This window comes from Luteimonas marina (assembly GCF_007859325.1).
Classification (GTDB): Bacteria; Pseudomonadota; Gammaproteobacteria; order Xanthomonadales; family Xanthomonadaceae; genus Luteimonas; species Luteimonas marina.
In genome coordinates this window covers 731,914-744,609 of the sequence record NZ_VOHK01000001.1, presented here as the reverse complement: position 1 = coordinate 744,609, position 12,696 = coordinate 731,914, and the positions used below count along the sequence as shown (strand labels likewise).

14 protein-coding genes and 2 pseudogenes are annotated in these 12,696 nt (G+C 62.9%); 10 read left to right on the top strand and 6 right to left on the bottom strand.

What is annotated here, in order from left to right; all coding sequences use genetic code 11:
* Window positions 1-8 precede the first annotated feature (8 nt).
* Both merP and FQY83_RS18020 read right to left on the bottom strand, forming a co-directional pair.
* On the bottom strand, window positions 9-287 hold the full coding sequence (merP, locus tag FQY83_RS17550; RefSeq protein ID WP_202878152.1) for a mercury resistance system periplasmic binding protein MerP: 279 nt from the start codon (window positions 285-287) through the stop codon (window positions 9-11).
* Between the two features lie 15 nt (window positions 288-302).
* Window positions 303-392: pseudogene (locus tag FQY83_RS18020) on the bottom strand (mercuric ion transporter MerT); the annotation flags it as partial.
* Between the two features lie 67 nt (window positions 393-459).
* On the opposite strand from FQY83_RS18020, the gene FQY83_RS03475 reads away from it, so the two are divergent.
* The 6 genes from FQY83_RS03475 (at window position 460) to FQY83_RS03445 (ending at window position 6,412) form a co-directional block, all read left to right on the top strand.
* A complete protein-coding gene (locus FQY83_RS03475) occupies window positions 460-1,218 on the top strand; it encodes a TnsA endonuclease N-terminal domain-containing protein (protein WP_015460533.1) in 759 nt (252 codons plus the stop codon).
* Between the two features lie 49 nt (window positions 1,219-1,267).
* On the top strand, window positions 1,268-2,929 hold the full coding sequence (locus FQY83_RS03470) for a Mu transposase C-terminal domain-containing protein (protein WP_015460532.1): 1,662 nt from the start codon (window positions 1,268-1,270) through the stop codon (window positions 2,927-2,929).
* Complete coding sequence (locus FQY83_RS03465) at window positions 2,926-3,858, top strand: TniB family NTP-binding protein (protein ID WP_015460531.1); 933 nt, start codon at window positions 2,926-2,928, stop codon at window positions 3,856-3,858. The genes FQY83_RS03470 and FQY83_RS03465 overlap by 4 nt, the downstream gene beginning before the upstream one ends.
* Before the next feature lies 1 nt (window position 3,859).
* Entirely contained in the window at window positions 3,860-4,825 is a 966-nt protein-coding gene (locus FQY83_RS03460; RefSeq protein WP_015460530.1) for a TniQ family protein, read from the top strand.
* Between the two features lie 378 nt (window positions 4,826-5,203).
* A complete protein-coding gene (gene sul1, locus FQY83_RS03450) occupies window positions 5,204-6,043 on the top strand; it encodes a sulfonamide-resistant dihydropteroate synthase Sul1 (protein ID WP_000259031.1) in 840 nt (279 codons plus the stop codon).
* A gap of 126 nt (window positions 6,044-6,169) precedes the next feature.
* Complete coding sequence (locus FQY83_RS03445; RefSeq protein WP_000376617.1) at window positions 6,170-6,412, top strand: hypothetical protein; 243 nt, start codon at window positions 6,170-6,172, stop codon at window positions 6,410-6,412.
* Window positions 6,413-6,495: 83 nt separating this feature from the next.
* On the opposite strand, the gene FQY83_RS03440 is transcribed toward FQY83_RS03445, so the two are convergent.
* Both FQY83_RS03440 and merT read right to left on the bottom strand, forming a co-directional pair.
* Complete coding sequence (locus tag FQY83_RS03440; protein ID WP_001183923.1) at window positions 6,496-6,795, bottom strand: DUF2293 domain-containing protein; 300 nt, start codon at window positions 6,793-6,795, stop codon at window positions 6,496-6,498.
* Window positions 6,796-7,408: 613 nt separating this feature from the next.
* Window positions 7,409-7,669 (bottom strand): annotated as a pseudogene (merT, locus tag FQY83_RS03430) (mercuric ion transporter MerT); the annotation flags it as partial.
* A gap of 74 nt (window positions 7,670-7,743) precedes the next feature.
* Between merT and merR the strand changes: the two are divergent.
* On the top strand, window positions 7,744-8,151 hold the full coding sequence (gene merR / locus FQY83_RS03425) for a mercury resistance transcriptional regulator MerR (RefSeq protein WP_012480188.1): 408 nt from the start codon (window positions 7,744-7,746) through the stop codon (window positions 8,149-8,151).
* A 209-nt stretch (window positions 8,152-8,360) separates the two neighbouring features.
* Here the strand turns inward: merR and FQY83_RS03420 are convergent, their stop codons facing one another.
* Window positions 8,361-8,792: a MerR family transcriptional regulator gene (locus tag FQY83_RS03420; protein ID WP_146385005.1), complete on the bottom strand. Its 432-nt coding sequence runs from the start codon at window positions 8,790-8,792 to the stop codon at window positions 8,361-8,363.
* A 42-nt stretch (window positions 8,793-8,834) separates the two neighbouring features.
* Here FQY83_RS03420 and FQY83_RS03415 point away from each other — a divergent pair, with 42 nt between their 5' ends.
* Genes FQY83_RS03415 through FQY83_RS17745 form a run of 3 tightly spaced genes read left to right on the top strand, consistent with a single transcriptional unit; the run spans window position 8,835 to window position 9,708 of the window.
* Complete coding sequence (locus FQY83_RS03415) at window positions 8,835-9,191, top strand: mercuric transporter MerT family protein (RefSeq protein WP_146385003.1); 357 nt, start codon at window positions 8,835-8,837, stop codon at window positions 9,189-9,191.
* Window positions 9,192-9,200: 9 nt separating this feature from the next.
* On the top strand, window positions 9,201-9,494 hold the full coding sequence (locus FQY83_RS03410; protein WP_146385001.1) for a cation transporter: 294 nt from the start codon (window positions 9,201-9,203) through the stop codon (window positions 9,492-9,494).
* A 16-nt stretch (window positions 9,495-9,510) separates the two neighbouring features.
* Window positions 9,511-9,708, top strand: a complete 198-nt coding sequence (locus FQY83_RS17745; protein ID WP_146385362.1) for a GDCCVxC domain-containing (seleno)protein — start codon at window positions 9,511-9,513, stop codon at window positions 9,706-9,708.
* 6 nt (window positions 9,709-9,714) lie between these two features.
* On the opposite strand, the gene FQY83_RS03400 is transcribed toward FQY83_RS17745, so the two are convergent.
* A complete protein-coding gene (locus FQY83_RS03400) occupies window positions 9,715-12,675 on the bottom strand; it encodes a Tn3 family transposase (RefSeq protein ID WP_146384999.1) in 2,961 nt (986 codons plus the stop codon).
* Window positions 12,676-12,696 lie beyond the last annotated feature (21 nt).

Here is a 12,696-nt window from a genome sequence, read left to right as displayed (position 1 = left end):
GCGTGTGCTCACTTCTTGACGGTAGACGGGTAGCCGGCGTTCTCGGTGGCTTTGGTCAACGCGGCCGGAGTGGTCTTGGCATCGTCGTAGGTTACCACCGCCGCCTTGGGCTCCCAGGTCACCTTGGCCTCGATGACGCCTTCGACCTTGGTCAGCGCCTTCTTGACCGTGATCGGACAGGTGGCGCAGGTCATGCTCGGCACCGACAGCGTGACGGTTTTGGTGGCGGCCCAGGCGGGCGCGCTGAGGGCAACGGTCAGAGCGAGCAATGCGACGAGTTTCTTCATGGCAATCTCCTTCCAGTAGAACAGGGGCATGAGGTAGGGGAACACGAGCGCGATCAGCACCAGGGCGGTGACGATCCAGAAGATCACCTTGTAGGCCGTCCGCACCTGGTGTGAACGCGCAAAAGATGATGTCCCTCCGGGGCTCTTCGGCGCTCGAAATAGGCAAAAGAAGATGACCCCGTACCCACAGAAGACGTCCCCAGTTCGCAATCGGCGACAGTTGACGTCCCTGGTTTCTGAAGTGGCGTCCAGGTGGACCGACGAGCAGCTCGCGCCTCGACCCCTGAGCGCCGTCCGCGGCTCAATCTCAGTTCCACCTCGAGGCCCGCTAGTACCCTTCGAGTCGTCGATCGAGCGCGACTTCCTGATGTTTTGCAGGACGAGCCATCGCGTCACCGCCGTTCACGCCCAACGCCTGGTGATTGATTTCCAGGATGTGAAGCGCGGAGCCGCTCGTCGATACACGCCTGATTTCGTGGTGGAGGTCGCAGCCGATGCTGGGCTCTCCTGGCGAAGGGCGGTCGTTGAGGTGAAGACCCATCGCGATCTTTGGCGCTCCCGCAGGCTGATGCGCGCGCCCTATGCCGCCGCGCGAACGTGGGCGGCGGGGCAAGAAGGCACGATCTTCCGAGTGGTGACCGACCGGATGATGAGCGGCGAATGGTTGTCCAGCACCCGGTTGTTGTCAGGCCACCTCGACAAGCCTTTCGATGTGCAATTCGAGCAGGATTGCGTCGCGTTCCTGCAACAACGTGACAGCTACCGCATCAGCGAGATTCTCGCGCTGGCGCAACAACGAGGTCTTAATCCTCAAGCTCTACTGCCCGTGCTCTACCGTATGGTCGCGCGAGGCCAACTCTCCCTCGACCGCGGTCAGCCGATTGGACCTCAGACGTGGGTTGCCGTTGTTGGATCGCAGAAGCGACTATGAGGCGAAGCGCGCACTACCCGGGCCAGGGGCGCCGCTCGACATTTCGACGATGGATGAGGCGCAGGTCGCCGAAGCCGAGCGCCGGCGCGACATCATCGCGCGCCTGGAAGCCGGCGGTCGTTTCGACAGCGCGACCGTGGAGGCTGCCGCCGCCGAGTTCGGAGCCAGCAAGCGGCAATTTAACCGCTACCGCAAAAGCCTCCGAAATACCGGCGCGCTGACCTGCCTGTTGCCGCGCGGGCGGAGCGGCGGGCGGGGGCGGCTGCGGCTCGACCTCCGCGTCGAGGAAGTCATCACCGAGGTGCGGCTGGAGTTCAGCCGTCATCGCAAGGAGGCCAAGAACCATCACGCATTCGCCGAGATTCGAAACCGCTGCGTGCGGCGGGGCTTGATACCGCCCTCGCACAACACGTTGCGAAGCCGCTTCGCCGGCGTTCCGGCGCGTGAGCGCGTCGGCCTGAAGTACGGAAAGAAGGTGGCTCGTGAGCGATACGAGCATATCCGAGGCAAGACGCCCGAAACGACGTTTCCACTTGAGCGTATCCAGATCGACCACACGCTCGTCGACGTGGTCTGCGCGAGCGCTTTCGACCGTGAGCATGTCGGCCGTCCCTGGATCACTATCGCGCTCGACGAATGCACCCGAGCCGTCCTCGCGTTCGTGCTGACCTGGGAATATCCAAACGCCTCGACCGTCGCTCAGTGCATGACGCGGGTGATGACGCCCAAGGATGAGTGGCTGGAGCGCGTCGGCGTTCCACTCCCATGGCCGATGTATGGCACGCCCAATAGCGTCTATCTCGACAACGCAGCTGAGTTTTGGTCACGCGCCCTGTTCTATGGGTGCAGGGAATACGGCATCGCGCCGCCCGAGCATCGCCCGCCAGGGCTGGTCCATTTCGGCGGCATCATTGAACGCTTCATGGGCACGGCGATGGACCAGATGCGGCTGCTCCCCGCAGCAACCGCCCGTGATCGCGGCTTCGACAAGGTCAAGACCCGCAATCCGAACGAGGCGGCCGAGATGACCCTCGATGAGCTAGAGGTCTGGATGCTCGAGTTCATCTGCGGCCAGTATCACGTCCGGCCGCACAGCACGACCAAGCAGCGCCCGGATCTGGCCTGGGAGCGCGGCATCTATGGCACCGAGAAGCGTGCAGGCGCCGGCCTCCCGCCGATCATCGCTGACAAGCAGAAGCTCTATCTCGACTTCGCCGACATCGAAGACCGGACGATCGAGCGCTACGGCATGCGCTGGGACAATATCGAATACTGGGACGAGGTGTTGCGGCCGTTCCTGGACGCTGGAGAGCAACGCAAGTTCGTCGTCCGCCGAAACCCCTACGACGCCTCACGCATCTACTTCCTCCACCCAATCGAGGGGACCTATTGCGAGCTGCGCTGCGAGCAGATTACCCTTCCCAACGTGTCGGTGTGGGAGTTCAACGAGACCCGCAAGCGGTTGGTCGCCCAAATCGGCGACAAGCCGGACATGGCGACCATCATGGCGTCAATGGAGCGCCAACGCCTGCTGGAGCAGGACGCACAGAACGCGAAGAAGCGACACAGGAGTCGCTTGAAGCAGGAGCGTCGGCGGGTCGGCGAACAAGTCACCGCCGAACTCACGCCGCATGCGCCCATCTCCGAAGACGCACCGCCAGCGCCGCAGGCTCCGGTTCGTCGCGACATCTTTTATGAGATCGACGAATGATCCTCATCTCGCAGGACCGCCGCCTCACCAAGGCCGCCCGCGAGGCGCTTGAGGCGGACAACACCGCCCAGCGGCTCAACCTGATCCGGCAGAAAGTCTTCATCCGCTACGCCGCCGCCGATGCGATCACCGAGCGGCTTCAGGAGGCGCTGGAGGATTATCCGACCGAAGGCGACAGCCACATCCTGATCTGGGGGCCGTCGGGCATCGGCAAAAGCCAAATCGTCAAGCGCTTCGCCAAGTTGCAGAACCTCCCGGACGATCCGAGGGCGTCCAAGGCCAACGTCCCGGTGCTGGTCGTGAGCATGGGGCCGACCGGTTCTGCCCGAGGGCTGCTGGTGCGGATCCTTGGGCAACTCAACGCGCCCTACGGCAAGAGCGCGAGCACCGACACCCTTTATCCTGACGTCCTCAGACTGCTCCGAACCAGCGGGGTCAAGATCCTGGTCATCGACGAATTGCATCACATCGAGAAGGGCAATCGCAAACAACGCGAAGAGGCGCTGGCGACAATCAAGCTGCTCGGCAATGACCTCGGCATCACCATCGTCGGGTGCGGCACGATCGCCGCGCTGCGCACGCTTCGGTGGGACCCGCAGATCGAGCGCCGGTTCGAGCCGCATCGACTCGAGGTCTGGGGTCATAACGAACAGACCTATGGCCTGCTCAACAGCCTGGAGACCTGTCTGCCGCTTCGCCACGCTTCCGGGCTTTCCGATGACAAGATCGCGACCTGGATTATCAACGAGTCGGAGGGGACCACGCGCGAGATCGCCTATCTGGTGCGCCGCGCCGCCCTGATGGCCATCCGCTCAGAGAAAGAGCGCATTGATCTTCCGCTGCTGCGCTCGCTGAACCATGTGAGGCCATCGGTTCGGCGGCAGCGGGAGGACGTCCTCCTCAGAGCCGCCTCGCTGCCGCCGCTCTGAGATGTCGGACCTGCGTCTGTGGCCTTGGCGTCCCCGCCCGCAGGCCGACGAACTGCTCTCTAGTTGGCTGCGGCGGATCGCGCTCGGCAACTCCGCCAAGCTGCATAGCTTTTGTCACGCCGTCTGGCCCGGGCTGCAGATCTGGAATCGCGACATCGACGGGCTGGCGCCGCCTCGGCTCATGGAGGGGCTGGTCGCGCATACCGGGGTCGATGCGCAGGTCGCGGAGTTGACGACCTTCCGGCCCTGGGTCGGCACGTTGTTCGAAGAGGTCCGGGTCACGGGGGCGACCCAGTGGCTGCTGCCCGTGGGCATTCATCACCGCACCCGCCGGCGGCCGGGCCAGCAGTGGTGCCCCCTCTGCCTGACCGAGGACGCCGAGCCCTACTATCGGCGTCGCTGGCGCCTGGCGATCGCCAGCACCTGTCCTCGCCACGGCTTGGTGCTGGCCGACAGCTGCCATGACTGCGGCGCGCCCGCGGTCCCTCATCGGGGCGCCGATCCCTGGTGCCACATCTGCACCGCCGATCGGCGCGACCACCCGGTGATGGCGGCCGAGAGCCAGGCGCTACAGTTCGAGTTTCGGCTCAGCGAAATGCTCGCGCCCGACGTCGTCCCGCGGACCGACTTGGAGGCCATTCACCCGCTGGCCTATTTCGGCCTGGTTCGTCAGGTGATGACCGTGCTCAGCGGCGGCGAGCGGTCGCAGGGTCTGCGCGACGAGGTCGCGCGCAGTTGGGGCGGTGATCCCGCGCCCTACGCCGCCAAGCAGATCGAGACCGCTTCGGCCGCTGATCGACATCGACTATCAGGCCTCACCGCCCGGGCGATGCGCGGGTGGCCGTGGCTGTTTGTGGGCCACTGCGCCGACGCCCGGGTCTGGAAGTCCTGGGCGTTTGCGGACCGGCGCTATGGCCGATCACCGTTCGCCTATGCCGATCCAGTGATCCGTTACCTGACGCCCTGACGGCGGTCGCCTGTTCGTCGCTGGGTGTTGGATGCGTTGCCGCTGCGCCACGGTGAGTCTTCATTAACGCGACGCCTTTCATCATGAATCTCAAACAGTTGCGACGCTACTCTCGCGCGGGCTTTTTGCTACCAAATTGGCGTTTATGTTTGCCATAGTCGGCCGTTCATGCGACATTTCTTCATATAAGGTTGCCCGGAAGCCATTATCGGTTGCCGGGCTTTTCGACTCGAAGGACCGCATCATGACCAAGCCCATGCTCCAGCCGAGTCAGCTCGGTGAAACTTCCACGTGGAAGTCGCCAATGTGCCACGGCGTCATTGCTGCCTTTTTGCTCGCCCGATCCCCATCGTGGAAGTCGCTGCGGAGGCCGACGCCATGGTGACGGTGTTCGGCATTCTGAATCTCACCGAGGACTCCTTCTTCGATGAGAGCCGGCGGCTAGACCCCGCCGGCGCTGTCACCGCGGCGATCGAAATGCTGCGAGTCGGATCAGACGTCGTGGATGTCGGACCGGCCGCCAGCCATCCGGACGCGAGGCCTGTATCGCCGGCCGATGAGATCAGACGTATTGCGCCGCTCTTAGACGCCCTGTCCGATCAGATGCACCGTGTTTCAATCGACAGCTTCCAACCGGAAACCCAGCGCTATGCGCTCAAGCGCGGCGTGGGCTACCTGAACGATATCCAAGGATTTCCTGACCCTGCGCTCTATCCCGATATTGCTGAGGCGGACTGCAGGCTGGTGGTTATGCACTCAGCGCAGCGGGATGGCATCGCCACCCGCACCGGTCACCTTCGACCCGAAGACGCGCTCGACGAGATTGTGCGGTTCTTCGAGGCGCGGGTTTCCGCCTTGCGACGGAGCGGGGTCGCTGCCGACCGGCTCATCCTCGATCCGGGGATGGGATTTTTCTTGAGCCCCGCACCGGAAACATCGCTGCACGTGCTGTCGAACCTTCAAAAGCTGAAGTCGGCGTTGGGGCTTCCGCTATTGGTCTCGGTGTCGCGGAAATCCTTCTTGGGCGCCACCGTTGGCCTTCCTGTAAAGGATCTGGGTCCAGCGAGCCTTGCGGCGGAACTTCACGCGATCGGCAATGGCGCTGACTACGTCCGCACCCACGCGCCTGGAGATCTGCGAAGCGCAATCACCTTCTCGGAAACCCTCGCGAAATTTCGCAGTCGCGACGCCAGAGACCGAGGGTTAGATCATGCCTAGCATTCACCTTCCGGCCGCCCGCTAGCGGACCTGGTCAGGTTCCGCGAAGGTGGGCGCAGACATGCTGGGCTCGTCAGGATCAAACTGCACTATGAGGCGGCGGTTCATACCGCGCCAGGGGAGCGAATGGACAGCGAGGAGCCTCCGAACGTTCGGGTCGCCTGCTCGGGTGATATCGACGAGGTTGTGCGGCTGATGCACGACGCTGCGGCGTGGATGTCCGCCAAGGGAACGCCCGCCTGGGACGTCGCGCGGATCGACCGGACATTCGCGGAGACCTTCGTCCTGAGATCCGAGCTCCTAGTCGCGAGTTGCAGCGACGGCATCCATGTCTCGACGATGCCAGCGGAGTGCTTAAGCTACTCCTAGCGCATTGGGCGCTGGGACGGGGCGGGGGTGCATAGCCATGCACCGGCGGATAAGCGTGCGCGCGGCTCGCTCCACCGATTTGGCTAGGGGAGCGCGGTGCTGCGCCAGCTTTCTAGAATGTCGCTTACTTCGCGGCTGACAATTAACCGCGCCTCGGCGCGAGCCATACCGGAGATCGCCAAAAGTCGATCGTAGTCGGTAAGTTGGTGGCGGGCGAAGGTTGAGGCCACAATGCCGACGACCTTGCCTAGCGAGGCTTCTGTCCACCGTTTGGCCAGAATCCGTTCGATGAGGATCTCGCGGTATTCCGGCGGGCAGCGAGCTTGATGTTTGCGAAAATGTCGCTCGACCGTCCGCCGGGTGAATAATGTGCCTTGCTGCATGCGATGCCTCCAAGGAGACGCTCGCATCGGCCTACGCCAAAAGGGGTCGCATGAGGTGCTTGGGGGCCGCCAAAAGGGTAGCTCAGCGACATGCCTTCCGATGTTGCCGTCAGCTAATCGCCAACCTTGGGGGGCGGCAGTTCGTTCGGCGTTCCCCACGACAATAGCCAGGCTTTCACAGCCTCGTGGCTGATAGTCCGGCCTGCCTCAATGTCGGCAATGCCCTCGGCGGTCGCTTCCTGGTCGTCGTCAAAGTTGTCGGCTTGGGAGTTCACGCAGTCCAACTACCACAACACCCGACCGCCCGGCCACACCGGTCCGACGCCTACGCCTTTACGGCCACACGGTGTAATGGAGGAGAGAGAGCCAACACATGCGCCAGCGCGAATGGCTTGGCGGCGGTCCGCAGGATTTCAGTCGCCGCCTCGTAGGCTTCAGACGGGACCACTCGGTCCGGAGGCGTTGCGGCGGGACCCCTAGTGTGCGCCCTTCACAGACCCTGAGGAGCGCACCGCTCGCCTTCTTGCTGCCCATCGCGATAGCGGGGACATCACAACTGAGCAAACTCAGGGACGCCCAGTGTTGCGGCGGGACATCCACTTCTGCGTTTTTACACCTGGGGCACGGCGCATGCGTCGTCCGGCGCGCAGGCGCGAGCCGGCCGGAAGATGCGACGCCACGCGAAGAACAGCGCCACGAGCGCCACGCCAATGAAGATCGGCCGGTACGGTTCCAGCGCGGTCAAGTTGCCGATCCAGGCGCCGGAGAAACCCAGCGTGATCAGCACCAGCGGACCGAGGCAGCAGGTCGAGGCGAGGATGGCGGCGAGGCCACCGGCGGCCAGTGCACCGCGGCCGTTGCTGGGGTCTGCCATGTGAGGGATCTCCTTCCGAGACGTTGCGTGATGCGCTAAGGTTACTTCCGTAGTCAAGTACGGAGTCAAGCGCGATGGTGAACGATCCGCAAACACTGACCATCGGGGCTTTCGCCAAGGCCGCTGGGGTCAACGTGGAGACCATCCGGTTCTATCAGCGCAAGGGGTTATTGCCAGAACCAGGTCGGCCCGTCGGCAGTATTCGCCGCTACGGATCGGCGGACGTGGCGCGGGTGCGTTTCGTGAAATCCGCCCAGCGGCTGGGGTTCAACCTGGACGAAGTCGGCCAACTCCTACAGCTTGAGGACGGCACTCACTGCAGCGAAGCCGCCGAGCTGGCTGCGCTCCAGCTCACCGACGTGCGCACCAAGATGGCGGACCTGACGCGAATCGAAGCGGTGCTGTCACGGTTGGTCAACGAGTGCCATGCGCAGCGAGGCACTGTGTCGTGCCCGCTGATCGATTCTCTGCACGGGAGCTAGGCGCGTGGCTTAACCCGGTTTTCCGTTCCACTGCGCCTCAAACCCCAGTTCGAGCCGGGGGCAAGGTGACCTGCCACTGATTGTTTCCTTGCACCGACATGCGCCAGACAAAGCCCACACTGAAGGCTAAAAGCGCGTAAGCCTTGCGATACCAGAAACCTACCGAACGAGAGCTGTCAGACAAGAAGGGCTAGTGCGGTCTTCCCACACTAAAATCCGGATACCCTTTTTTTCTTCTCTGCCGGTTGCGCCAGCAGATCGAGCGTCGGGCAAGGTGCGCCGGTCACCACGTGACGACATTCATCCACCAAGTGCTCAAGATCGGCTTCCAATTGTCGTAGCTCACCGAGCCGCCGCCGCACCTCGGCCAATTTCCGTTCGGTCAGCTGACGTGTCTCCTCGCAGGCGCGCTGGCCTCTGACCTCCAGCAACCCCACGATCTCGTCGAGACTGAACCCCATTGCCTGTGCTCGGCGGATGAACTGAAGCCGGCCGACATCGTCGGGTCCGTAGCGACGCACGCTGCCCATCGGGCGCTCAGGCTCCGACAGTAATCCTCGCCGCTGGTAGTAACGGACCGTCTCCACATGCACACCGGCGGTCGCAGCCAGCCGGCTGATCGTCATTGCACTGGCAGCCATCAACTTGACTCCGTACTTAGGTACGGAGATTACCATGTGGGTATGGCCCAACGTCCCGCACAGTCCTCATTGCCTGCCCTCTTGGGCGCCACCGCTGCTGCCATTGGCGCGTCAGTATGCTGCGTCGTGCCCTTGGTACTGGTCCTGATGGGCATCAGCGGTGCCTGGATATCCAATCTCACCGCCCTGGACGCGTGGCGCCCGTGGTTCAGTGCGGCCACGTTGGTGTGCTTGGGCTGGGCGTTCTGGATGCTCTACGGCCCAGCCGCTCGCTGCCGCACCGACGGCATCTGCGTCGAACCCGCGTTGTTACGACGTCGGCGGCGCTGGCTGTGGTTCGCCGCCGGCCTGATCGCTCTGTTGCTGCTCTTCCCTTACTACATCGGCTGGCTTCTGTAGGAGTCCCACATGCGCAAGATCCTTCTCAGCTCGGTGCTCACGGCTTGGATGGGCCTGACTTGGGCGGCTACTCCCAAGCAAGTCGTCCTGCAGGTGGAAAACGTGACCTGTCCGACGTGCAGCATCACGATCGAGAAAGCATTGGACAAGGTACCGGGCATCACAACGAAGCGTATCGACACACGAGCCGCCATCGTGACGGTGGCATTCGATACCGAGCGCACCAACGCGGCCGCCATCGCGAAGGCCATCACCGAGGCCGGCTTTCCTGCCTCCGTCAAGGTGGGTACGAACGGTGATTGAGGTGCAGTTGCAGAGCATGCTTACGTGTCCGGCATGCGGGCATCAGGTAACCGAAACCATGCCCACCACGGCGTGCCAGTTCTTCTATGAGTGCTCCGCTTGCCATGCGCTCCTGCGCCCCAAAGCAGGCGACTGCTGCGTATTCTGCTCATACGGCACGGTGCCGTGCCCGCCCATCCAGCAACACAGCTTCTGCTGCGGCAGTACAGGCTGATCCACGCTACGCCGTCAGGGCCAACTCGATTTCGTACGGTTCCGGAAGCTCGTCCACGTCAATCAGATAATCGCCGAAGCGCTTCACGTGGCTGGTCACGTAGGGACTGAGTGCGGCCACGTCCTCCTGGGTGATCTTCCAGCCTGCTCGCATAAGCGTCTTGATGATGCGGGTCTGTTCGACCACGTTATGGAAGATGACGGCGTTGGCAACCAGATCGTTGTACTTGATCGCCTTCTCCTGTTCGAGCGGATCATTGTCGGCGATCACGCCCTCTCCGCCGAAGAAGAAATACTTGGAGAACCCGTTATAGGCTTCGACCTTGTTGGTCGAGGCCGTGATCTGCTCGCGCAGTTCACGGTCGGAAATGTACTGCAGCAAGAACAACGTGCGCACTGCGGCACCGAGTGCCCGGAAGGCCTGGTACAGCCGGTTCTTGCGACTGTAGTTGCCTAGCTTGCGCAATAGTGTCGAGGCGGCAATCTTGCCGGACTTGATCGACAGCACCACCTGCATCAGATCCTTCCAATGGGTCTCGATCAGGTCCCAGTTCACGTCTTCCCGGAACAGCGCGTCGATGTGCTCGTAGCGGCTGTCTTCCTCCGGACGGAAGAACCGGTAGTCGCGCCAGTTGCGGATGCGCGGCATCAGCTGGATCCCCAGCAAATGCGACAGACCGAATACCGGCAACGATTGACCCTGGGTATCGGCGTGGACAGTGTCGGGTTGGATTTCGGAGGTGTTTTTCAGCAGCCCGTCGATGATGTACACCGCTTCCCAGACGCCGCACGGGATGAAATGGCTGAACAGCGCCACGTAGGTGTCGGACACGTGGTGATAGGCAATGCCGCCATAGCCACCGTAGCGGATGTGATACGAGGCCAGCAGGTTCTGGTCGTAGAGGTCGTACTTGGTGCCATCGGCTGCGGCGCGCTTGCCATCACCCCAGAATTTGGGGAGCTGCAGGCCGGCATAGCTGTTAATGATGTCGCGACAGGCAGCAGCCAGCTTGTTCGCGTCCACGTGACGGCGATTGACGAACGACAGCATGTGTGCCGAAGCGGCGCCACGCAGGTGCCGTGCAGCTTGGGCCGGGCCGAGGTTGCAGCCATAAGTGAACGCCGTCAGCACGTAGCGCTCGGTGGGCTGATCGATTTTGGTGTCGGACCCCGAGAGCGGTCCAAAATGCCGCGGCCAGCCGGTCCAGTGGGCTACGTCGCACAGGATCTCGATGACGCTGCGCTCGCGCAGGCGGTCGAGGATCGCGCTTTCCAGAGCGCGGGCGCCGCTACTCATGTCCTTGGCCTTATGGCGCTTGAGTACCGGCAACCCGTCGTCACCGACGATCACCTGGCCATTCTCCAGGTAACCCTGGTCGGTCAGGTCCGCGACCTGCATCAGCTTGCTCTGCAGCGCATTGACGAATCCAACCGCGGAGGCCGGCAAGCCCACTTGGCGACAGTAGTCATCCAGCAGCGGCTCGCACTGCTCCCAAGGCAGCAACTGCTGGCGATAGTCGGCGTAGGTTTCCGAGCCGCGCACGGCCACGTCACCGGACTTCAGTTCGTTGGCCAGTGAGGAGAACACGCACACTTCGAACAGCCGACGGTGGATGCGCTCCTCGCCCTGTTCGGTGCGATGAGTGATGGTCTTTCGCCAAAGCTGGGTCGTGAACGTCAGATCAATCGGCTTGTCGAGCCAGTCGCCGCGAGCGCGCTCCTGCGACAGGATCATCTCGATTGCACCCATCAACGAACGGTCTTCGGTGGTGGATTCCAGGTCCAGCATGCGCACCATGCGCAGGATGGTGGCGCGGTGGCTCTTGTAGAACGGCCACAGCAGCGGCAGATGGTTGTCGCCGCTATGGGCGGCGATGGCATCGCAATCGGCCTGTAGGGTCTGGACGCCCCCGCGTGTGCTGACCAAGCGCCGGATTTCCCGTCCCGCGTCGGTGTCGCCCGGGTGACGATCAAGCACCTGGATCACATCCGACATTGTGGCGACGATGGCCTCGGTCTTCTCGCGGTAGCGTGCACGCAGCCGTTCCAGCTCCTCCTTGCCGCGGTTGTGGATGTTTCCCATGCGTTTGATGAACATCTCAGCCAGGTCGTCGCGGGTTTGGACCCGGGCACGATGGATCAGACACAGCAATAGCGCGTGTCGTTTTGTCGGTCCGAAATCGCGCAGCTCGGCGGCATCCAAGGCTCGGGCTTCGGCGGCGAAGTGCTTGCGCTTGAGTTCGGGGATATCTGCCAAATGCTGCTCATCGCCCACCAGTTCACCCAATTGTGCGATGTGGTCGATCAGTTCCTGGAAATGCTGGAGCGAGGAACGCTTGGGCAAGCGCTTGATGGCCTGCAGTGGGCTCTTGATGCGGGCATCGGTGACGACCAGCAGATCTTCCAGCCGTTGCTTTTCCTCCGCCGTCAGGCGCGCATCAATGAGGGCAAAGTAACGGCCATTGACCAAGGTACGAATCCGGCGAGCCAAGCGGTCCAGAGCTGAGAACGCGGGCAGCTCGATGCGGTCGCGGACAAGCTGTTCGATCGCCACATTGATCAGGTCGGCCGGGTTGTCCATGACGGCCGCGGCTTCATGGATGGCGCGGGCCGCCACGTCGAGGCCACCGTTGGCATAGGCTCGGACCTGCAGATAGGTCCGGATACGCTGGAAATAGCGGTAGCGTTTGTTTGGCGCGATGTTGGCCGGCTTGATCTGGACTCGGTATCGCAGAGCATTGCGGAGGTGCCGGACGACCGCGGCGGGCACGTCATCAATTGCCGGGAAGTAGCCCAGTCGCTGGAAGGATTTGAGCAGGAGGGCCAAGGTCAACCGATGGCCGGGCTGCCGGGCACTTTCGATGATGAAGGCCAGTTCGGCGTCGGTCGGCGTATAGGCTGCGACCAATTCCCGGACGACGGGATTACGCTTGAATTGCGGGTATGCGGTCCGTTCGATCGACGCCATGCGGGTTCTCAGTCGGTCATG